Annotated in this window: 19 protein-coding genes (1 of these 19 only partly in view); 4 read left to right on the top strand and 15 right to left on the bottom strand. The window is 64.2% G+C overall.

What is annotated here, in order from left to right; all coding sequences use genetic code 11:
- Positions 1–5: 5 nt before the first annotated feature.
- Genes BLS27_RS02485 through ligD form a run of 4 tightly spaced genes read right to left on the bottom strand, consistent with a single transcriptional unit; the run spans position 6 to position 4541 of the window.
- Positions 6–761 carry a PIG-L deacetylase family protein gene (locus tag BLS27_RS02485; protein WP_043214491.1) on the bottom strand — a complete coding sequence of 252 codons (756 nt, stop codon included), beginning with the start codon at positions 759–761 and terminating at the stop codon, positions 6–8.
- Positions 758–1801, bottom strand: a complete 1044-nt coding sequence (locus tag BLS27_RS02480) for an acyl-CoA dehydrogenase family protein (RefSeq protein WP_043214489.1) — start codon at positions 1799–1801, stop codon at positions 758–760. The genes BLS27_RS02485 and BLS27_RS02480 overlap by 4 nt, the downstream gene beginning before the upstream one ends.
- Positions 1798–2046, bottom strand: coding sequence for a hypothetical protein (locus BLS27_RS02475; RefSeq protein ID WP_043214486.1), 249 nt, complete (start codon positions 2044–2046; stop codon positions 1798–1800). Before BLS27_RS02475 ends, BLS27_RS02480 begins: the two co-directional genes overlap by 4 nt.
- On the bottom strand, positions 2046–4541 hold the full coding sequence (gene ligD, locus BLS27_RS02470; protein WP_090342905.1) for a DNA ligase D: 2496 nt from the start codon (positions 4539–4541) through the stop codon (positions 2046–2048). Before ligD ends, BLS27_RS02475 begins: the two co-directional genes overlap by 1 nt.
- A gap of 158 nt (positions 4542–4699) precedes the next feature.
- Between ligD and BLS27_RS02465 the strand changes: the two genes are divergently transcribed.
- Together BLS27_RS02465 and BLS27_RS02460 are read left to right on the top strand one after the other, a co-directional pair.
- On the top strand, positions 4700–5167 hold the full coding sequence (locus BLS27_RS02465) for a hypothetical protein (protein WP_043210599.1): 468 nt from the start codon (positions 4700–4702) through the stop codon (positions 5165–5167).
- 2 nt (positions 5168–5169) lie between these two features.
- Complete coding sequence (locus tag BLS27_RS02460) at positions 5170–5400, top strand: metallothionein (RefSeq protein ID WP_043210595.1); 231 nt, start codon at positions 5170–5172, stop codon at positions 5398–5400.
- Between the two features lie 32 nt (positions 5401–5432).
- Here BLS27_RS02460 and BLS27_RS02455 read toward each other — a convergent pair whose 3' ends face one another.
- The 7 genes from BLS27_RS02455 to BLS27_RS02425 all read right to left on the bottom strand — a co-directional run bounded on the left by BLS27_RS02455 (position 5433) and on the right by BLS27_RS02425 (position 11251).
- The gene (locus tag BLS27_RS02455) at positions 5433–5810 is read right to left on the bottom strand and encodes a Rho termination factor N-terminal domain-containing protein (RefSeq protein ID WP_043210592.1); all 378 of its coding nucleotides are present in this window, start codon (positions 5808–5810) and stop codon (positions 5433–5435) included.
- A 90-nt stretch (positions 5811–5900) separates the two neighbouring features.
- Positions 5901–6329 (bottom strand): hypothetical protein, encoded by a 429-nt coding sequence (locus BLS27_RS02450; RefSeq protein WP_043210590.1) that lies wholly within the window; start codon positions 6327–6329, stop codon positions 5901–5903.
- Positions 6330–6357: 28 nt separating this feature from the next.
- On the bottom strand, positions 6358–7317 hold the full coding sequence (locus BLS27_RS02445) for a lysylphosphatidylglycerol synthase domain-containing protein (RefSeq protein ID WP_090342902.1): 960 nt from the start codon (positions 7315–7317) through the stop codon (positions 6358–6360).
- Positions 7317–8519, bottom strand: coding sequence for a cardiolipin synthase ClsB (gene clsB / locus BLS27_RS02440; protein WP_090342899.1), 1203 nt, complete (start codon positions 8517–8519; stop codon positions 7317–7319). The genes BLS27_RS02445 and clsB overlap by 1 nt, the downstream gene beginning before the upstream one ends.
- Complete coding sequence (locus BLS27_RS02435) at positions 8516–9289, bottom strand: endonuclease/exonuclease/phosphatase family protein (protein WP_043210585.1); 774 nt, start codon at positions 9287–9289, stop codon at positions 8516–8518. Before BLS27_RS02435 ends, clsB begins: the two co-directional genes overlap by 4 nt.
- Positions 9286–10203, bottom strand: a complete 918-nt coding sequence (locus BLS27_RS02430) for a DUF72 domain-containing protein (protein WP_043210583.1) — start codon at positions 10201–10203, stop codon at positions 9286–9288. The genes BLS27_RS02435 and BLS27_RS02430 overlap by 4 nt, the downstream gene beginning before the upstream one ends.
- A gap of 109 nt (positions 10204–10312) precedes the next feature.
- Positions 10313–11251 carry a LysR substrate-binding domain-containing protein gene (locus BLS27_RS02425; RefSeq protein ID WP_043210581.1) on the bottom strand — a complete coding sequence of 313 codons (939 nt, stop codon included), beginning with the start codon at positions 11249–11251 and terminating at the stop codon, positions 10313–10315.
- A gap of 146 nt (positions 11252–11397) precedes the next feature.
- Between BLS27_RS02425 and BLS27_RS02420 the strand changes: the two genes are divergently transcribed.
- Positions 11398–12774 carry an L-serine ammonia-lyase gene (locus BLS27_RS02420; RefSeq protein ID WP_043210579.1) on the top strand — a complete coding sequence of 459 codons (1377 nt, stop codon included), beginning with the start codon at positions 11398–11400 and terminating at the stop codon, positions 12772–12774.
- 128 nt (positions 12775–12902) lie between these two features.
- Here the strand turns inward: BLS27_RS02420 and BLS27_RS02415 are convergent, their stop codons facing one another.
- The 4 genes from BLS27_RS02415 to BLS27_RS02400 form a co-directional block, all read right to left on the bottom strand.
- Positions 12903–14564, bottom strand: a complete 1662-nt coding sequence (locus BLS27_RS02415) for an alkaline phosphatase D family protein (protein WP_090342896.1) — start codon at positions 14562–14564, stop codon at positions 12903–12905.
- 184 nt (positions 14565–14748) lie between these two features.
- Positions 14749–16041, bottom strand: coding sequence for an NAD(P)/FAD-dependent oxidoreductase (locus BLS27_RS02410; protein ID WP_090342893.1), 1293 nt, complete (start codon positions 16039–16041; stop codon positions 14749–14751).
- Between the two features lie 14 nt (positions 16042–16055).
- Entirely contained in the window at positions 16056–17144 is a 1089-nt protein-coding gene (locus BLS27_RS02405) for a polyamine ABC transporter substrate-binding protein (RefSeq protein ID WP_090342890.1), read from the bottom strand.
- A gap of 160 nt (positions 17145–17304) precedes the next feature.
- Positions 17305–18663 carry a glutamine synthetase family protein gene (locus BLS27_RS02400; RefSeq protein WP_043210572.1) on the bottom strand — a complete coding sequence of 453 codons (1359 nt, stop codon included), beginning with the start codon at positions 18661–18663 and terminating at the stop codon, positions 17305–17307.
- Between the two features lie 151 nt (positions 18664–18814).
- Here BLS27_RS02400 and BLS27_RS02395 point away from each other — a divergent pair, with 151 nt between their 5' ends.
- Positions 18815–19330: the 5' portion of a helix-turn-helix domain-containing protein gene (locus BLS27_RS02395; RefSeq protein WP_043210571.1), read on the top strand. It continues 390 nt past the right edge of the window; 516 of the gene's 906 nt are visible here — the first part of the coding sequence; it begins with the start codon at positions 18815–18817; its stop codon lies off the right edge, out of view.

Genomic DNA, 19330 nt, shown 5'->3' with positions numbered 1-19330 from the left:
TCCATTCAAAGCAGAACCAGTTCAAAAGGCTGCAACAGGCACTCCAGCAAGGTGGGCTTCAATACTGGCGCTCGTTCGCCGTCAGGCTGCAGTTGGCTCAGGTGCGCGGACAGCGCTTGGCGCTTGCGGGCCAGGCGGGTTTCATCCAGTGCGATGCGGTGAGCACGCGGCCAAGGCAGGCTAGGATCGTCTGCGCGGGCCCAATGCCACGCCCAGATAGGCACCTCGGCCAGTTGTACCTTGCGGGCTTGGCAGGCCTGGGCGGCAGCGCGACCGACCGCTTCGTGATCGGCATGCCCGTCACCGCGCCAAGTCGTCAACAGCAGGTCGTCGGCCTTGAGCAGCTGGCTAAGGTGATTGACCAGAAAGGCTTCGTCGCGGGGCACTGCACCGTCCTTCAGGTGCAGGCGCTGCCAGTCCAGCTGTGCAAGATCAAGGCCCAGCAGCTGCAGAGCCTGACGGCTTTCCAGCGGCCGATGCCGGCGCAGGCGGTGCTCGGTCCACTGGCTGGAGCCGGGGTGACTGGCCTCGCCGTCGGTGACGGAGATCAACAGCAAGTCGTGCTCGCGCCCGGCGAAACCTGCGAGCAGGCCACCGGCCATTAGGATTTCGTCGTCCGGGTGAGGGGCCACCAGTACCAGGCGTCGCCCGGGTGGGCACAGTTGATCGGGCGCGATCCACGTGGCCCGGGCCAGATGCGCGGCCTGTTGCCACTGACGCCAGGGTGTGCCGCTGCTGTTACTGATCGGGTCGTCGGTCATAGCTGCCATGCTCCGGCCGGCACCTGGGCCAGTTGTTGCCCGAGCGCTGCCAGGTCCCGTTCGGCATGGCTCTGGCGCAGGTACACCGGCAGGTCGGCGCTCAACCGGGCGAAGTGGCTGCTGCGGCAAAAGGGTGTGGCACCCAATGCTCGGCCTACATGGTGGATGACCTGCTCGACCGCGTGCTCGACCTGGGCGCGGGTGCGGCGCACCTCGAAGCTGGCGTCGGCGGTCGGCTGCCGGTCGATCCATCCGGCGCATTCGCGCAGCGCAGCGCGAGCACCGTATAGCGCGGCATCCACCGCACCCAGGTGTGCCTGGGCGTGGGCGTCCGGTGTCGGCTTGCGGCAATGCTCGCGCAGGTAATCCGCCAAGGCCTCGGCTGCGCCGTACCAGCAGGCGGCGATCCCCGCGCCGCCGTGCCAGAACCCAGGACGCTGGAGGTATTGCCCGGGGCGGCCCACGGCAATCCCCGGTGCATCGTCGAACCTGATCTCCACGCTGGTCGTGGTGGCCATGCCCACGGCTTGCCATTGTTCCACCTGGATACGCTGGTTGGGATGGGCCAGTTCGATCGCTACCAGCTGCGGTTGGCCGTCATCACCCCAGGCCGTGATCAGTGCCCGGTCGATCTGCAACGCACCGGAACACCAGGCTTTACATCCACCCAGTCGTACCTGATCGTCATGACGGGCGAGGATGCGGGCCCGGGCATCCGGCGGCTCTGCGGCCCACACGCCCCAGACGCCGTCGCCGACCAGGTGCGGCGCACCACATTCGGCGAGGATCGCCAGGGCATCGGTGTGCCCTTCGTAGAGCTTGGCCAGGGCCAGGTCGCAGCCGGCAATGCGGGCGAGTGTCTGCCAGCGCTGTAGCGTGTGTCCTTGACCGGGCAGTGGCAGCAGGTCGAGATGATCGGCCTGCAAGGCCTGCATCAGTACAGGCAACTGGGTATCGAGGTTCAACGCCTGGGGGCGTTCGGTGAACGTGCGCAGCAGGCGGTCGAGGTTGGTCAGGTCGAAATCCTGGACGATGCTCATGTACTGGGCTCCCCCGTGGTGTTCTTCTTCCAGCCGCGCAGGTTCATGGCGCACAGGCAGAACTGCAGCACGATCAAGGCCCAGGCCTGTACTTGCCAACCCCAGATCACCCACAGCACGTTGCTGCTGATGAAGCAGCAGAAGCCCGCCCGGCGTCGACGTGGCTGACGGGAACCGATGCACCAGGCGGCCAGCACGGTCAGCAGCATGGCGGGCCATTGCAGAAGGTCGAGCAGTACCGCCATCAGTTCAGCCCCATCTGCTTGCGCATGCGAGCGGTGATCGACTGGCGTGTCTTGGCAAGATCCGCCCAAGGGTCGTCGACTTCCGCCAGACGCTCGGCCAGGTTGCCGATGTGCCATTGGTTGGCGCCCTTGAGCTGGGGTAACTCCTCGCGCCAGATCGGTACAGACACCGGCAGGCCCTCGCGGGCGCGCAGGGAATAAGCGCTGACCGTGGTCGCGCCTTTGCCGTTGCGCAGGTAGTCGATGAAGATGCGCCCGACCCGGTTCTTGGGGCCGGACACTGCGCTCAGGCGCTCGGGGAAGAGCCGGGCCAGGTATTGGACGATGGCGTGGCTGAAGTCTTTCACCTCATCCCAGCCTGCGCGGCGCGTCAGCGGCACCACCAGGTGCATGCCTTTGCCACCGCTGGTCTTGAGAAACACTTTCAGCCCCAGTTCGTCGAGCAGGGTGAGGGTCAGTTGCGTGGCTTCCAGCATGGCCTTCCAAGGCAGCGCCGGGTCCGGGTCCAGGTCGAGGACGAAGCGATCGGGTTTGTCGAAGTCCTTGTCGGTGCCGTTCCAGGTGTGCAGTTCGAGCATGTTCATCTGCACCGCCCCCAGAAGGCTTCCGGCACTGTTGAGGATCATCGCCGCCTGGCCAGCCTGGGCCTTGCTGTAGCTCACCACGTCTGGAATGTGCAGTTGCCCGGCGTTTTTCTGGAAGAACAGCTCGCCGCCCAGGCCCTCAGGGGCACGCACCAGGGCCACGGGGCGATCCTTGAGCTGCGGCAGGATCCACGGCGCGACCTGGGCGTAGTATTCGGCGACCTGGCGCTTGGTCACGCCGCTGCTGGCATCGATCACCCGGTCCGGATGGGTCAGGCGCAGGTCACCGAGCGTGGTCTCGGGTGAGGGCTTGGCGACGCGGGTCTTGGGCATGGCGCGCTCCAGGTCGATGGCGGTGGCGGGTTTGTCATCGCGCAGGCCATGGAACACCGAGTGGCGCACCACGCCGTCACGGGTCATCTGGGCATAGGCGACCTCGGCCAGCAGCTGGGGTTTGAGCCAGTGCACCCCGCGGGCATCGGCACCGGTCAGCGGCTTGGCCAGGGCGGGCTTGTCCACCTCCAGCGGCTTGAGTCGGGCGTGGATGCTGTCCAGTGTGGTGGTGCTAAAGCCGGTGCCGACCTTGCCGGCGTAACGCAGCTGGCCGCTGTCGTTGTCGTGCAGGGCAAGCAGCAGCGCGCCAAAGCCGTTGCGACTGCCCTTGGGCTCGGTATAGCCGACAATCACGAACTCCTGGCGTTGCTTGCACTTGAGCTTGATCCAGTCGCTGCTGCGCCGGCCGCTATAGGGGCTGTCGGCGCGCTTGCCGATCAGGCCTTCGAGCTCCAGGCGACAGGCGCTGTCGAGCAGCGAGTCGACGGGCTGGTCGAAGTCGGCCGAATATTTCACCTGCTCCGACTCACGGCCCTCCAGCAATTGCCGCAAGGTCTCGCGTCGATCCTGCAACGGCACTTGGCGCAGGTCCTGGCCGCCGAGAAAGGGCAGGTCGAACACGTAATAGGTGATGCGCTCGTCATGCTCGGTATCGAAGGCGTTCTGAAGGGCCTGGAAGTCGGCCAGGCCGTTTTCCCCGGCGACCACCACCTCGCCATCGAGCCAGGCGGACTTGAGCTTTAGATCGCGCAGGGCCTGCACCTGGTGCGGCATCTTCGCGCTCCAATCGTGGCCATTGCGGGTGAACAGGCGCACGTCCGACCCCTCGATACGGGCGAGGATGCGGTAGCCGTCGAACTTGACCTCGTAGCGCCAGTCGCCAGACGGCGGAGCATCCACCAGCGTCGCCAGTTGCGGTTGCAGATGCTCGGGCAACTCGGCTTTCTTGGCGTTGGCTACCCGTGTTCGGGGGCTGGCCGCGCGCTTGGCTGGCGTTGCCTGGGCCTTGGCCCGACGCGGCAGCAATGTGCGCTCGCTGAGCACGCTGTCGGGCTGGGCTTCGACGATGCTGTAGTCGCTTTCGCTGCGGGCTTGGTCGTCGTCGGACTTGACCAGCATCCACTGTTCCTTCTTGCCGGCCAGGTGGGTGCGGAACAGGTTCCAGACCCCGGCGAGCTTCTCGCCTTGCAGGCGGAAACGCAGCTTGCCCTTGGCATAGGCACTGCGAGGATCACCCTCCGGCTCCCAGACACCCCGGTCCCAGACGATCACATCGCCGGCCCCGTAGTGCCCTTCGGGGATATGACCTTCGAAATCGGCGTAGTCGAGCGGGTGGTCCTCCACATGGATGGCCAGGCGCCGAACCTTTGGGTCCAGCGAGGGGCCCTTGGGAATGGCCCAGCTCTTGAGGGTGCCGTCCAGCTCCAGGCGAAAGTCATAGTGCAGATGGCTGGCGTCGTGTTTCTGGATGCAGTACTGCAAGGCATGCGCCGGCCTGCCTCGGCGTCGGGTGCCGGCCGGCTCGGGCGTGGCGTTGAAGTCGCGCTTGCGCTGGTACTCCTGCAGGGGCTTGGCCATGGCGGGCTCCGGGAGGTTCGCGGGTCTCTAGATGTGGGAGGGAGCGTTACGCTTGAGAGTTCAGATTTTTTACCGCGGCTGCGCCGCCGGGCAGAAAGTCTGAATCATTGTCCAGCCCCGGCAGTCGACCGCATGAACCCACCTGACGGAGAGCCCAGATGCCCCAGCCAGACGATCCGAAAACCAGGACCCCGGTTGAAATCGACGATACCGAGGACCGGATGGGCAGTGTGCGTGAGCTGGATTTCAGCGACCGCCAAGACGAGCGCGAAGGCCGCGCGGGGGACGAGCGCCCGGCCCAAGAAGTCGCCCAGGAATACCCACCAGAACGCGTGGCCGAAAGCGGCATGACCGGCGGCGAAGCCCTGAGCGACAGCCTCCATGAAGACAACGTCACCCTCGACGACCTGAGCCCGGACACGCTCTACGACCAGACCGGCGCCCGTGACCCGCACGAACCCGGTGCCGGCGGCCCGGCAGACAAGACCCTGCGCAGGGTGCAAGAGCACGAGATCGGTGGTGGCATTGGCCTGGACGAGGCCGAACTGGCCCGCTCTGCACCCCTGGATGGCGAGCCGTGGACCGACGAGGTTTCGCCGACCGATGAAGACGATGAAAGGAGCTGACCATGACCGAGCAACGTTGTGCCTGTAATCATTGTTCCTGCACCGTGGATGCCAATGCGATCCTGCAGGATGACAAAGCCTACTGCTGTGAAGCCTGCGCCACCGGTCACCGCAATGGCGAGCCATGCCGCATGGCCGATTGCAACTGTGCCGAGATGGTCCAGCCCAAGGAAACCAACGTGGATAACGCGCTGGACGAAACCTTCCCGGCCAGCGATCCGATCTCGCCTTGACCGTCGTGGGGGCCGCCAGGCGGCCCCCTTGCTCAGGCCGCCCGCCGCAACGCGTCGATCAGCTCAGCCTTGCGCATGGTCGAGCGCCCCGGGATGTGCTGCTTGCGCGCTCGGTCCATCAGTTCGGTCTTGGTCATGTCTTCCAACTGCTGCCCAGGCCGAGGCACGCCACGGCGCGTTGCCGCAGCGCGTTTGGCCGACGATTCACGGGACTTTTGCTTGGCCTGAGGGCTTTTCTTCTGGCCGGAGCCGCCCTTGCGCTCCCCACCGCCCGACTGTTTGTTGACCGTGGCCCAGGCGCGGGACTCGGCTTCGTCCTTGGACACGCCCTTGGCTTCGTAGCTTTCCTCGATGTGCTCGGCCTTGCGTTTCTGTTTGTCGGTGTATTTGTCTTTGTCTCCACGTGGCATGGCGGTTATCTCCCTGGTGTTGGAAATCGCTGTCGACTACTACGGCTGAACGCTCGCCAAGCCCCGTCGTTCCTCGGTTTCGACCGACGGTCAATGGGTTTGCCAGATCCCGTCATTGCGTTCGCAGTCGGCGCGTGCCTGGCCCAGGCTCGGTGTGTCGTAGTAGTAGGTGATCACTCGGGCGTCCTTGGGCAGGGCCGGGCGTGTCGAAGGTTGGTCGCGCCCGGCAGCGTTGGGGTTGGCCAACGACTCTTGAGTCAGCGGCGCGATGCAACTACCGACGCTGCCATCGGCGCAGCGGGCGACGGAGCGCTTCTGGGTACTGAGCATGTCCTTGCTCTCGTTGCTGCACGACCAGGCGATAGCTTCGGCGGGCATGTTGCTGTAGCTGTAGCAGGTGTGCCGCTCCACAGGCTTTACCGCGTCGCTGGAGGAGCGGGTGAGCACGTCGCAGGCCTCGGCCAGCGCCTGGGTGCTCGCCAGGCTGGCGAGCATCAACAGCACAAAGGGAAAACGCATCGGACACCTCCCGGCCCGGGGGCCTTCGTCAGGTCTTGCGCAAGGCGGCCTTGCCACGTTGGCGCAGGGTCTTGGCGCGTTTTTCCAGCACCAGGTAGATGACCAACGCCACCAACAAGGGAATCAGGTAGTAAAGGGTGCGATAGCCCAGCAGTGCGGCCACCAGGCTGCCTTGGCCGAGCTGGCCATGCAGCAGCGCGAGGAACACCGCCTCCAGCACACCGAGCCCGGCGGGAATGTGCGCGACCACCCCAGCCACGCAACTGATCAGCAGAATGCCAAGGATCGATGGGTAGAACAGGTCATGGGGTAGCAGCCAGTAAATCAGTGCCGCCATCAACGCCCAGTTGCTCATGCCCAAGGCCACCTGGCACAGCGCCAGGCGCAGGGAGGGCAGGGTCAGCTCGTGGCCACGCAGGCTCCAAGTGCGGCGTTTGGCGAAGCCGCAGGCCAGCAAGTAGCCCAGCGCCAGAGCCAGCAAGGCGATGCCGATCAGTTGTAGCCCGGTGGCGCCTACCGCCCAGTTTTCCGGGAGCTTGACTAGGCGCAGGGCGAACACGCTGCCGGCCAGCAGCATGTAGCCGACCCAGTTGGTCAGCAGGCCCAAGGTGAGGATTCGGGTAATGGTCGGTGTGTCCAGGCCCAGCCGGCTGTACAGCCGATAGCGCAGCGCCACGCCGCCGACCCAGGTAGTGAAATTGAGGTTGAAGGCGTAGCACACGAACGCCACCGGCAACACCTGGCGCGCCGGCAGGTGGTGCCCGGTGTAGGCGCGGCCCAGCAGGTCATAGCTGGCGAACGCCAGGTAGCTGGTGAACGCCAGCACCAGGCCCACGGCCAAAGTGCCGGGTTTGTAGGCCAACAGCGACTGACGCACTTCGTTCCAGTCCAGGTTGCGCGCAAGGCTGTAGAGCAGCACGGGTATCAGGACGACGAACAACAGGGTCAGCAGGCGCTTGCCCCAGGTGTGCCAGGCTTTGCGTTCCATCAGGTGTTGCCCTCGTGATAGGTGCCTGAAGCCTGCGCGCCCGGTGTCACCGATTGCAGTTTCTGGCGGTGGGCAGGGAACCAGCCGGCAATCTTCGGGAAACGCCGGATCACGTGGAAGCACAGGAAGATCAGCGGTGCCCGCCACCAATAGCCTCGCACCATGCGCTCCAACGTCACCGCCTTGCAGTGCTGATGGGCCAGTTCGTCAAGGTGCTGGTAAAGCCGCTGGTTGAAGGTGCGGTCGCGGATCAGCAGGTTCGCTTCCAAGTTGAACGACAGGCTCAGCGGATCGAGGTTGCTCGAACCCACCGTGGCCCACTGGTCGTCGACCAGCGCGACCTTGCCATGCAGCGGGCGCTGGCAGTACTCGTGGATCTTAACGCCGTCGCGCAGCAGGTAGTTGTACAGCAGGCGCGACAAGGCCCGGACCCAACGCATGTCAGGCTGACCCTGCAGGATCAGCCTGACCTCGACGCCACGCCGGGCGGCATTGCGCAGCTCGCGCATCAAGCGGTAACCGGGGAAGAAATAGGCATTGGCCACCACGATACGCTGACGCGCCAGACGAAAGCCTTCGAGGTAGTAGGCCTCGATGTCGTTGCGGTGGCGGCCATTGTCGCGTTCCACCAGCACGGCGCTGGCCGGACCGCAAGGGTCGGTGACAGGCCGTACCTGGCTCGGTGGTTCCAGCACCGGGGACAACAAACGACGACTCGACGCATGCACCTGGGCGACCACCGGGCCTGTGACCTCCACGGCGTAATCCTGCTTGGCCATGGGGCCGAAGTCGCCCAGGTGATCGGCGCTGTAGTTGATGCCGCCGATGAACGCCCGCTCACCGTCGATCACGACGATCTTGCGGTGCAGGCGGCGGAACAGGTTGGTGCGCATGCCCGCCAGGCGCGGCTGCGGGTCAAAGGCATGAAAGCGGACACCGGCTTCGGTCATCGCCGAGATGAAGGCGTCCGGCAGGTCGGCCGTGCCGTAGCCATCGGCGGCGATTTCCACGCGAACATCGCGCCGGGCGGCATCGATCAGCACTTGCTGAAGCCGTTGGCCGACCTTGTCGTCATAGATGATGAAGGTCTCCAGCAGGATCTCTTCCCGGGCCTGGGTCATGGCCTGGAACACGCGTTCGTAGTAGGCCTCGCCGTTGATCAGCAGCTCGACCTGGTTGCCATCCACCCAAGGCCGCTTCATAGGCTGATCTGCGCGGCGAGTGGGGCGTGGTCGGAGAGATGCGACCACGGGTATTTGGACAACACCTGGGCTTTGCTCGAGGTGGCGTTGCGCAAGTAGATGCGGTCCAGGCGCAGCAATGGCAGGCGCGCCGGGAAGCTGCGGGCGGGTGTACCGAACGCCTCCACCAGGCGCTGCGAGAGCAGCGCATCGGCCTTGCGCCGCCAGTCGTTGAAATCCCCGGCAACGATCACCGGGGCGTCAGGCGGCAGGCTGTCGAGCAGCTCGAGCAGCAGGCGTACCTGGTTCTGCCGATGGGCCTCGCGCAGCCCCAGGTGCACGCACACCGCATGCACCTCTTCGTGTCCGGGCACTTCCAGCTGGCAATGCAGCAGGCCGCGTTGTTCGTTGCCGGCAATGGAGACGTCGAGGTTGTGGTAGCGGGTAATGGGGAATTTGGACAACAACGCGTTGCCGTGGTCGCCGTGGGGGTAAACCGCGTTGCGACCATAGGCGAACTGCGGCCACATGCTGTCGGCGAGGAATTCATATTGCGGTGTCACCGGCCAGGCGGGGTGTCGCTCGGCGTGGTGCTGATGACTGCCGTGGACTTCCTGGAGAAACACCAGGTCGGCACCGGTGGCGCGCACCGCCTCGCGCAGTTCGGGCAGGATGAAGCGCCGGTTGAACAGGGTAAAGCCTTTGTGCACGTTGATCGTCAGCACGTTCAGCTGGCGCACGGCAGTGACCTTGTCGATGATGCAGCGGGGAGCAGGCATGGTCTTGTTCACAGTTCGACCTCCGGTTCCACCCCGGGCTCGGTCACCAGCTCGCCGGCAAGGCCGAGCTTTTCCAGCAGCCGCCGGGCGTCGTAGGGGGCATGGACTTTCTGGTCATTGTCGAAATAGCAGTAGATGTCCCGCGAGGCTCGCTTGTGCGGCGCGCGCTGGACGATCAACTCGGCGTCATCGGGCTGGCCACCCTGGCTCCAAGCCAGGATGCGTGTCTTCCAGCGCCGCAAGGCTCGGGCGGTATAGCCGCTGCTGTAGAGCTCCACGTCCCCGTGCAGGCGCATGTAGACGAAATCGGCGGTGACATCCTCGGCATAGGGCCACTTGCCGGCGCTGTCGGCCACCACCAGCGCCACGTTGTGGGCGCGCAGCAATTCGACGAAACCTTCGCAGAGAAAACTCGGGTGACGGATCTCCACCGCGTGGCGCAGCGGTGCATTGCCGTCGATATCGGTGCCGCCGTTGTCGCGCAGGCGTTCGGCGCAGTGTTTGGCACAGGCACGGGCTGCGGCGCGATCGTGGGGCAACTGTTGGAAAAATTCGGCAAAACGTGCTTCGTCGTACTTCATGCTCGCAGGGAACTGCCAAAGCACCGGGCCGAGCTTGTCGCCCAGCAACAATGGGCCTGATGCGAAGAAGTTGGCCAGCGGCTCTTCGATCTCCTTGAGCCTGCGTACATGGGTGATGTAGCGCGGCGCCTTGACCGAAAAGACGAAGTCATCAGGTGTCTCGTCGCGCCAGTTGCAATAGCGCTCGGGCGTTTGCAGGGCATAGAACGAGCCATTGATCTCGATGCTGTTGACCGCACGCGAGGCGAACGCCAGTTCGTCGTCCTGACGTAGGCCTTTGGGGTAGAAGTCCTTGCGCCATGGGCCATAGCGCCAGCCGGAAATACCGATACGGATATCGCTCACGGTGCCTTCCTTCGCTCAGGGTGGTTTTGCGCGACGTGTGCCGCATCACTCTTGATGTGCGACCGGCAAGCCCTGGCGAGGGTTCAGGATGTTTGACGAGTGGCGCACGCTAGCTCAGCAAAGGGTGCAGGGCGCGGAATCCTTCGGCTTCTTCGACCAGCCAGTCATGCACGGCGCGTGCGCCTGGCTGGCTCAGCCCGCCAGGCGGGTAATGGAGCATGTAGCGCTTGTGGTTGGCGATCGGCACGCCGAAGGGCACGATCAGTGCGCCCCGCTCCAGCTCGTCGTTGAGCAGGGTGCGCCGGGCAATGGCCACACCGACGCCGGCGATGGCGGCCTCGATGGTCAAGTGGTTGCGATTGAAGGTGTGTCCACGGCGCACATCCAGGCTGCCGGCGCCGATGCCTTCGAGGTAGAACTCCCATTCGGCATATTCCGAGCTGCCACGCCAGGCGGTGATGTCGTGCAGTAACGGGTAGTGCACAAGGTCTGCCGGGCCATGCAGCGGCGGGCGGCCACGCAGCAGGGCGGGGGAGCAGACCGGAAAGATCTGCTCGTCGAGCAGGGGTGTCGAGAGCATGCCGGGGTAGCTGCCATCGTTGAGGTCGATGGCCAGGTCGAAATCCTCTGGGTTCAGGGCTTGGTTGCTGTCCTCGGCCACCAGGCGCAATTCGATGTCCGGGTAGCGCTGCTGGAAGCGGGGCAGGCGAGGGGTGAGCCATTTGGCCAGGAACGAGGGGATCGAACGCAGGCGTAGGGTGCCGCGGATTTCGCCGGCGTCCAGGCGCAGCAGTTCGGCCTCGATGTTGCCATAGGCCTCGGCCACGGTCTGCGCCAGGCGCTGGCCTTCAGCGCTCAGCTCCACGCCCCGAGCCCGACGCAGGAACAACCGATAGCCCAGGCGCTCTTCCAGTTGGCGCATCTGCTGGCTCACCGCACCGGGGGTGATGTGCAACTCCTGCGCGCAGCGGGTGAACGACAGATGCCGTGCCGCGCAGGAGAACACATGCAGCCAGACGAACATCTGGCCATTGAGTTGTCGCTTCATCGTTTAGCCTTGCTAAAGCCTTGCTTAGGAACTTTCGTTGGTCATTACCCGACGGACGATTCAGTATCACGCAATATCGCAGTCTCGTTCAATTTTCTCGGAGGGGCGGTCGACGGCTAAACGGCCCGTCACGCCCAGGTATTAGCATGGCTATCAGTGTTTTCGACCTCTTCAAAATCGGCATTGGCCCGTCCAGTTCCCACACCGTGGGCCCGATGCGCGCGGCGGCGACTTTCGCCCAGGCGCTTCGCGAACGGGGTGTGCTGACGCAGGTGACGCGGGTCGAGGTGCGGCTGTATGGCTCGCTGTCGGCGACGGGCGTCGGCCATGCCACCGACCGCGCCTGCTTGCTCGGACTGATGGGCCAATGGCCAGATCGCATCGATCCGCAGAGCATCGAGCCGCGCATCGCACAGGTGTTGCAGGAGCAGTGTCTGATACTCGATGGCAGCCATCCCGTAGCGTTCGAGTATGCCCGGGACCTGCTGCTGCTCGACGAGAGCCTGCCTTACCACCCTAATGCCATGAGTCTGGAGGCGTTCACCGAACAGGGCAGCCTGTTCTCCCAGACCTATTACTCCGTCGGCGGTGGCTTCATCGTCGAACAGGCCGAAATCGATGCGCCCCAAGGCGATACCGACCTGGTCAAATTGCCCTATGAATTCAACAGCGCGGCTGAGCTGCTGGCCCTGTGCAAGGCCCACCAACTCAGCGTTGGCCAGCTGATGATGGCCAACGAGTGTGCCTGGCGGCCTGAGGCCGAAGTCCGGGAGGGGCTGCTGAAGATCTGGGCAGCGATGGGCGAATGCGTGAACAACGGCCTGCGCAACGAAGGCATCCTGCCAGGCGGGCTGCAGGTCAAGCGCCGGGCAGCCAAACTGCACCGCAGCCTGCAGGAGCTGGGCAAGCCCAATGTCATCGGCTCGACCTTGAGCGCCATGGAGTGGGTCAACCTATATGCCCTGGCGGTCAATGAAGAAAACGCCGCAGGCGGGCGCATGGTCACCGCGCCCACCAACGGCGCGGCGGGGATCATTCCGGCGGTTCTGCACTACTACATGAAATTCAACCCAGGCGCCTGCGATGACGATGTGGTCGCGTTCCTGCTGGCGGCCGCGGCGGTGGGCATCCTGTGCAAGAAGAACGCGTCGATTTCCGGCGCGGAAGTCGGCTGCCAGGGCGAGGTCGGATCAGCCTGCTCCATGGCGGCAGCGGGCCTGGCCGAAGTGCTGGGCGCTACGCCCGCGCAACTGGAGAACGCCGCCGAAATCGCACTGGAGCACAACCTGGGGCTGACCTGCGACCCGGTCGGTGGCCTGGTCCAGGTACCGTGCATCGAGCGCAACGCCATTGCCGCAGTCAAGGCGATCAACGCGGTACAGATGGCCCTGCGTGGCGACGGCGAGCACTTCATCTCCCTGGACCGGGTGATCCGCACACTGCGTGACACCGGCGCTGACATGCATGCCAACTACAAGGAAACCTCCCGCGGCGGGCTGGCCGTGGCGTTTGTCGAGTGCTGAGGCAGACCCTGCATCCAGCTTTGTTCGCGGGTAAACCCGCCGCCACAGGGATTGCGCAAGTCTAGAAAGCGGCGCAATCCCGGTGAGCCTAGCTTTACCTGCGACTGTTCGCTCTCCCAGATACGGGCTTACTTGAGCAATACCCGGCGCTTGGTCAGCTCCCCGTCGTCCCCGCCCGGCCAGTGCAGCTCCACCAACACCTCGGTCTGGCTACCGTCCAACGAGGGCCGCACCTGAAGCATGGCGAAGTTCTTCGAGCCGGCCATGGCGTACCAGCGCTCGCAGACGATGTCCTTGACGCCGGGCATGCTGCCGCCTGCGCTGATCGCGAGCTTCAGCACGCCAGGGGCCGGCATGCGAGAGATGGCACTGGAGGTGACCTGGAACACCTTGGCAGCCGGATAGCGCTTGTGCAGCAAGCGGAACACCGCCGCGCAATGTACATCGCCGCTAAGGAACACCACCGGCTTTGCGCTGTTGCCCAATGCCTCGAACACCGCATCCAGCAAGCGTTTGCGTTCGCCCTGGTTGCTTTCATGGTCCCATTCGTCCATGCAATCGTCCTTGAACGATCCGATGTCGGCGTAGTTAGTCACGGCGTTGCGCCAGTGCATGACCGGCACCGGTGACACCACGAACACTGCGTCTGCTTTTTGCACCGGTGCGCTCTTGAGCCAGGTGGCAAAGCGCGCCATCTGCTCGCTGCCAAGCAACTTGCAGGGGTCTTTGGCCTCGATGTCGTGATGGCCGCGCATGTCCAGCACATAGAACGCCGACTTGCCTTGCTCGAAGGCATAGTCCCACTGGCAGGCGTCGGGATTGTCCAAGTCGATCGGCGTGGGTGGGTTGTGGCTGTGCTCGTACTCGTAGTACACCCGACAAGCGGCGCGCCACATGAGATCCACCAGCATTTGGTTGGTCGTAGTGTTGTTGCTGCGCTCGAACAGCAGCGAGATGCGCTTGCGCCGTTCGACTTTGGTCAGCGAGCCCCAGCCGTCCATGATTTCGTGATCGTCCCAGATCATGTACTGGGGCAGGCGTTCATAGATCTCCCGCTGGGCCGGCACGTTCCAGTAGACCCGGTAGAACCAGCGGTAAAGGTTGCATAGGTAGCGCTCGATGCCCGCCTTGTCGTAACCCTTGCCTTTGCCCTTGCTGTACGCCTGCAGCAGTTCGTCCTTGTTGTCCTTGAGCCATTCCCAGATATCCAGGAAGCCGTTCTTCTTGTTGGTGTCCACGTACACCTGGTCGCCACCGCCGATGACGAAGCTGGCGCGCTGGTCGGCCAGTTGCTGATGCATCAGCGGCCAGGCACCGGCACTGCCGTCGGCACTGATCGGGTCGTGGCAGCTATAGAACCCGAAGGTGAGGGTGTCGGACGCCTTCGGAGGGGTCACGAAGAAGCGCGGCCGATCGCCGCCGATCTCGGTGCGCCGACCGATCTTGCCGGCGTCGGTTTCGTCGCTGATCAGCGCGTAGTAATAGGTAGTGCCGGGCTTGAGGCCAGTGACATCGAAGACGCCGGTGACATCGGTGTCGAAGTTCAGCGTCTTGGCCTGCAGATAAACAGGCGTGACGCCTTGGTCTTTGAAATACCGAGGGACGGGCAACTCGCCCAGGCGGACCATGTCGCCGCGCATCGGCTCGGTGGTGACCGCCAGGTACCAAGTGCCTGGCCGGTACAGGCGTACCCACAGGCGGGTACTGCTGGGTGTGGTGGCGCCGATCAGGGCGGCGCTGGAAAGTTTGGGGTATTTGCTTTCGTTGGAGGTGGGGTCAAGCAGGGGCATGGATCCATCCTGGGTTCTCACGGTGTTACCGGCCAGTAAAGCCGAGTTTTGCCGTTTCGCTTGTTCCGGAACTGGCCGGTGTCATGCCAATGTTCAATGCCAACCCCCCACGTCATGGGCAAGCCCACAAATCGGGTGCAAGTCGCCCAGGGCTGCACCTGATCTGCGGGGCTCTAGAGGGCGGTCAACCCAGCACTTCCCGCAACCGGTACCACAGCATCCCCAGGGCCAGCAGCGGCGAGCGCAGGGCCTTGCCGCCGGGGAAGGTCAGGTGGGGCACGGCGCTGAACACATCAAGGCCCTGGCTGTGGCCCACGGCGATGGATTCGGCTAGCAGTTTGGCGGTCCAGTGGGTGACGTTCAGGCCATGGCCGGAATATCCCTGGGCGTAGTAAACGTTGGGATGCTGGTTCAACCTGCCGACCTGAGGAAAGCGGTTGGCGGTGATGCCGATCATGCCGCCCCACTGGTAATCGATGCGCACCTCGCCCAGTTGCGGGAACACCTTGAGCACCTTGGGCCGCATGTAGGCCGCGATGTCCTTGGGATCGCGGCCGGAGTAGTGGCAGGCGCCGCCGAACAGCAGGCGGCGGTCGGCGGTAAGACGGTAGTAGTCCAGGCCGACCTTCTGGTCGCACAGCGCCATGTTCTGCGGGATCAGCGCCTTGGCGACGTGCTCGGGCAGGGGTTCGGTGGCGACCACGTAACTGCCGGCCGGCAGCACCTTGCCGCTCAGGCGCGGTTCCAGCTCGTCCAGGTGCGCATTACAGCCGAGCACCAGGCTGTTGGCGCGTACCTTGCCGCGCGCGCAGTGCAGGGTCACGGTGGGGCCGTGCTCGATGTGCTGCACTGGGCTCTGCTCGAAAATGCGCACGCCCAGTTGCTCGGCCGCGCGGGCTTCGCCTTGGACCAGGTCAAGCGGATGCAGGTGACCCGAGCCCATGTCCACCAGGCCGCCGGCGTACTGGTCGCTGGCGACCACCTCGCGGATTCGCTCGGGGCCGACCAGGCGGGTTTCGTGGCGGTAGCCCAGCGCGGCCAGATCGTCTTGCTCGTCCTTGAAGGCGGCGAACTGCGCGGCGGTGTTGGCCAGTTCGCAGAAGCCCCAGCGTAGGTCGCACTCGATGCCGTAGCGGGCAATGCGATCGGCCACCAGCTCCACCGAATCGATGCCGGCCTGCTTGAGGTAGCGCACGCCATCCTGACCGACGAAGCGGGCGAAGCCGCTGACGTCATGGCCAATGCCGCGGATCAATTGCCCGCCGTTGCGCCCGCTGGCGCCCCAGCCGATGCGCCGGGCTTCGAGCAGGATCACCGAAAGGCCACGCTCGGCGAGCTCCAGCGCAGTGTTGACCCCCGTCAGGCCGCCGCCGACCACGCAGACATCTGCGCTCAGCTCGCCTTCGAGCGTGGGGTAGGGCGTCGAGCTGCGTGCGGTGGCAGCGTAGTAGGACGCGGTGTGTTGGGTAGTAGGCATGGCTCGTGCTCGGCTCAGCGGTTGGACTTGATCTTGCTCCAGGAGCGGGTCATGACGCGCATGATCTTGGGGCTCGGGGTGCTGGAGACATACAGCTTGTCCAGCACGTCCTGGGACGGATAGATCTCGGGGTTGTGGACCAGGGAGGCGTCCATGTAGGCCTTGGCGTCCGGGTTGGCGTTGGCGTAGCCGACGGTGACGCTGACCTTGGCGATCACTTGCGGGTCGAGCAGGTAGTTGATGAAGGCCAGGGCCTGCTCGGGGTTGCTGCTGTCCTTGGGGATGGCCAGCAGGTCGAACCACAAGTTGCTGCCTTCTTTGGGAATGCTGTAGGCGATCTTCACGCCATTGTTGGCCTCCACCGCGCGGCTGGCGGCCTGGAACACGTCGCCCGAGTAGCCGAAGGCCACGCAGACATCGCCGTTGGCCAGGTCCGAGACGTACTTGGAGGAATGGAAATAGGTGACATAAGGGCGCAGCTGCATCAGGCGCGCTTCGGCCTTGGCATAGTCGGCGGCGCTTTCGCTACGGGGGTCCATGCCCAGGTAGTTGAGCACGGCTGGAAAGAGTTCGTCAGGCGAGTCCATGAAGGCCACGCCGCACTGCTTGAGCTTCTTGAGGTTCTCCGGCTCGAACAGCACCGCCCAGGAATCGACCTTATCGATGCCCAGCACTGCCTTGACCTTCTCGACGTTGTAGCCGATGCCGTTGGTACCCCACAGGTAGGGCACCGCGTAACGGTTGCCCGGATCGTTCTGCTCCAGTTGCTTGAGCAGCACGGGATCCAGGTGTTTCCAGTTCGGCAGTTTGTCGCGCTCCAGCGGCATGAAGGCGCCGGCCTGGGCCTGGCGCGCCAAGAAATGGTTGGAAGGCACGACCACATCGTAGCCGGTGCGTCCGGCCAGCAGCTTGCCTTCGAGGGTTTCGTTGGAATCGAACACGTCATAGACCACTTTGATGCCACTGCTGGCCTGGAAGTCGGCCAGGGTGGTGTCACCGATGTAGTCGGTCCAGTTGTATACGCTGACGCTCGGCTGGGCCTGGGCGGCGGCGCCGAACACCAGGGCGAATGCAGCGGGAATCAGGGTTTGCAAATGACGCATGTCGACACCTCGTTGGTCTTGTTCTTTGAATGCGGTGTAACAAAGGTTTCACTGCCCAAGGGCAGCACGTAGTCCCGTGGGCGCGGGGGCACCCGTGAATGCGATGGCACACACACCGGTGCCTTCGCAGGTGACCCCGTGCCCACGGACGTGACAGGAATCAGACGCTCAGCAGCAGGAACTCACGCTCCCAGGAGCTGATCACACGCTTGAAGTTCTCGTGCTCGGCGCGCTTGACCGCCACATAGCCCTGGACGAACTGACGTCCCAGGTATTCGTGCAGGGTCTGACAGTCTTCCATGTGCTGCAGGGCATCTTCGATGGTGATCGGCAGGCGTAGGTTGCGCCGCTCGTAGGCGCGGCCTTGCACCGGCGCGCTCGGCTCGATCTTCTCGACCATGCCCAGGTAGCCGCACAGCAGGCTCGCGGCGATTGCCAGGTACGGGTTGGCATCGGCACCCGGCAGGCGGTTTTCCACACGCATGGCCTCGGGGCTGGAGGTCGGAACGCGCAGGCCTGCGGTGCGGTTTTCCTCACCCCACTCGACGTTCACCGGCGCCGAGGTGTCCGGCAGGAAGCGGCGGAACGAGTTGACGTTCGGTGCGAACATCGGCAGCACCTTGGGAATGTACTTCTGCAGGCCGCCGATGTGGTGCAAGAACAGCTCGCTCATGCTGCCGTCTTCATTGGCGAAGATCGGCTTGCCGGTGGCGATGTCGACCACGCTCTGGTGCAGGTGCATGGCGCTACCCGGCTCGTCGGTGATCGGCTTGGCCATGAACGTGGCAGTGACGTTGTGCTTGAGCGCGGCCTCACGCATGGTGCGCTTGAACACGGTGATCTGGTCGGCCAGATCCAGTGCGTCGCCGTGACGGAAGTTGATTTCCATCTGCGCCGGGCCGTCTTCGTGGATCAACGTGTCCAGGTCCAGGCCCTGGATTTCGCACCAGTCGTAGACGTCTTCGAACAGCGGATCGAATTCGTTGGCCGCGTCGATGGAGAACGACTGGCGGCCGCTTTCGGCACGCCCCGAACGCCCCAGTGGGACTTGCAGCGGCAGGTCCGGGTCTTCGCAGCGCTGAGTCAGGTAGAACTCCATTTCAGGTGCCACGATCGGCTGCCAGCCCTTGTCGGCGTACAGCTTCAGGACCTTTTTGAGCACGTTGCGCGGCGACAGCTCGATCGGGTTGCCGTGCTTGTCGAAGGTGTCGTGAATGACGATAGCAGTCGGCTCGATGGCCCACGGAATCTGGTACACCGCCGAAGGGTCGGGGCGGCAAACCATGTCGATGTCGGCCGCATCGAGCAGGTCGTAGTAGATGTCGTCATCGACGTAGTCGCCAGTGACCGTCTGCAGCAGCACGCTCTCCGGCAGGCGCATACCGCGCTCGTGGAGGAACTTGGCAGTCGGCGCGATCTTGCCGCGGGCGATGCCGGTCAGGTCGCTGATCACACATTCGACTTCGGTGATCCGGTGTTCTTTCAGCCAGGTGGACAGCTGATCGAAGGGGGCGTTCATACAGACCTCTTGGTTGGGTTTTATGGGCGAGTCCGCGTTGGAATCTTCCCAGGCGACGCGCTGAGGACTATCTTGGTCGCAGCCCCCAGGGGTGATCTATCCATTTTCTTCGGCAACAAATGCACCAAAAGAGTGCATAAGGGACACGCGCGTGACAACGCCCAATGCCTTGCAGGTCCAGGCTTTCCACACCAACGATGTGACCGAACAGGTGCGCGCGACCCCTGGCTGGCAGCAGCAATACCGGCAAATGTCCCCAGGGCATTTCAACGGCCAGTTGCGCTGCCTGGGGCTCGATGGCGTGGAGGTCTACGAAGAACGCCTCAATACTCGAGTGGAGCAGTTCTTCCGCGCTCCGAGCGGGTCGCTGGCGTTCTGCTTCGACCGCAGCGAGAACAGCCTGTACCTGCTCAACGAGGACAGCCGCAACATCTGGATCACCCCCGAGAACTACCAAGAGGTGGCCGTTGTGTTCGACCAGGCGTTCATGGCCCGTCACGGCCTGGATGTGAAACGCCTCGACGGGCTGTTCATGGTGCCGCTGGGCAGCGGCCAGAACGCGCTGTTCGGCAGTTGGCTGAGCGCCACCCTCACGCGACTGGCCGATGCCGACAGCCCGCTCGAAGGCCAGGCTTTGGCCGAGCAACTGCTCGAAGACTGTCTGTTC

Source organism: Pseudomonas guariconensis (genome assembly GCF_900102675.1).
Lineage (GTDB): Bacteria > Pseudomonadota > Gammaproteobacteria > Pseudomonadales > Pseudomonadaceae > Aquipseudomonas > Aquipseudomonas guariconensis.
The sequence above is the reverse complement of the archived record's forward strand: the minus strand, read 5'-3'. Positions and strand labels throughout refer to the sequence as shown.

What these genes read in the sequence shown, in the direction of transcription:
- BLS27_RS02460 (WP_043210595.1), top strand. Translation starts at nt 5,170, where the DNA reads ATGACCGAGCAACGTTGTGCCTGTAATCATTGTTCCTGCACCGTGGAT.
- BLS27_RS02485 (WP_043214491.1), bottom strand. Translation starts at nt 761, where the DNA reads ATGACCGACGACCCGATCAGTAACAGCAGCGGCACACCCTGGCGTCAG.
- BLS27_RS02480 (WP_043214489.1), bottom strand. Translation starts at nt 1,801, where the DNA reads ATGAGCATCGTCCAGGATTTCGACCTGACCAACCTCGACCGCCTGCTG.
- clsB (WP_090342899.1), bottom strand. Translation starts at nt 8,519, where the DNA reads ATGAAGCGGCCTTGGGTGGATGGCAACCAGGTCGAGCTGCTGATCAAC.
- BLS27_RS02455 (WP_043210592.1), bottom strand. Translation starts at nt 5,810, where the DNA reads ATGCCACGTGGAGACAAAGACAAATACACCGACAAACAGAAACGCAAG.
- BLS27_RS02445 (WP_090342902.1), bottom strand. Translation starts at nt 7,317, where the DNA reads ATGGAACGCAAAGCCTGGCACACCTGGGGCAAGCGCCTGCTGACCCTG.
- BLS27_RS02405 (WP_090342890.1), bottom strand. Translation starts at nt 17,144, where the DNA reads ATGCGTCATTTGCAAACCCTGATTCCCGCTGCATTCGCCCTGGTGTTC.
- BLS27_RS02400 (WP_043210572.1), bottom strand. Translation starts at nt 18,663, where the DNA reads ATGAACGCCCCCTTCGATCAGCTGTCCACCTGGCTGAAAGAACACCGG.
- BLS27_RS02450 (WP_043210590.1), bottom strand. Translation starts at nt 6,329, where the DNA reads ATGCGTTTTCCCTTTGTGCTGTTGATGCTCGCCAGCCTGGCGAGCACC.
- BLS27_RS02410 (WP_090342893.1), bottom strand. Translation starts at nt 16,041, where the DNA reads ATGCCTACTACCCAACACACCGCGTCCTACTACGCTGCCACCGCACGC.
- BLS27_RS02465 (WP_043210599.1), top strand. Translation starts at nt 4,700, where the DNA reads ATGCCCCAGCCAGACGATCCGAAAACCAGGACCCCGGTTGAAATCGAC.
- BLS27_RS02425 (WP_043210581.1), bottom strand. Translation starts at nt 11,251, where the DNA reads ATGAAGCGACAACTCAATGGCCAGATGTTCGTCTGGCTGCATGTGTTC.
- BLS27_RS02420 (WP_043210579.1), top strand. Translation starts at nt 11,398, where the DNA reads ATGGCTATCAGTGTTTTCGACCTCTTCAAAATCGGCATTGGCCCGTCC.
- ligD (WP_090342905.1), bottom strand. Translation starts at nt 4,541, where the DNA reads ATGGCCAAGCCCCTGCAGGAGTACCAGCGCAAGCGCGACTTCAACGCC.
- BLS27_RS02415 (WP_090342896.1), bottom strand. Translation starts at nt 14,564, where the DNA reads ATGCCCCTGCTTGACCCCACCTCCAACGAAAGCAAATACCCCAAACTT.
- BLS27_RS02475 (WP_043214486.1), bottom strand. Translation starts at nt 2,046, where the DNA reads ATGGCGGTACTGCTCGACCTTCTGCAATGGCCCGCCATGCTGCTGACC.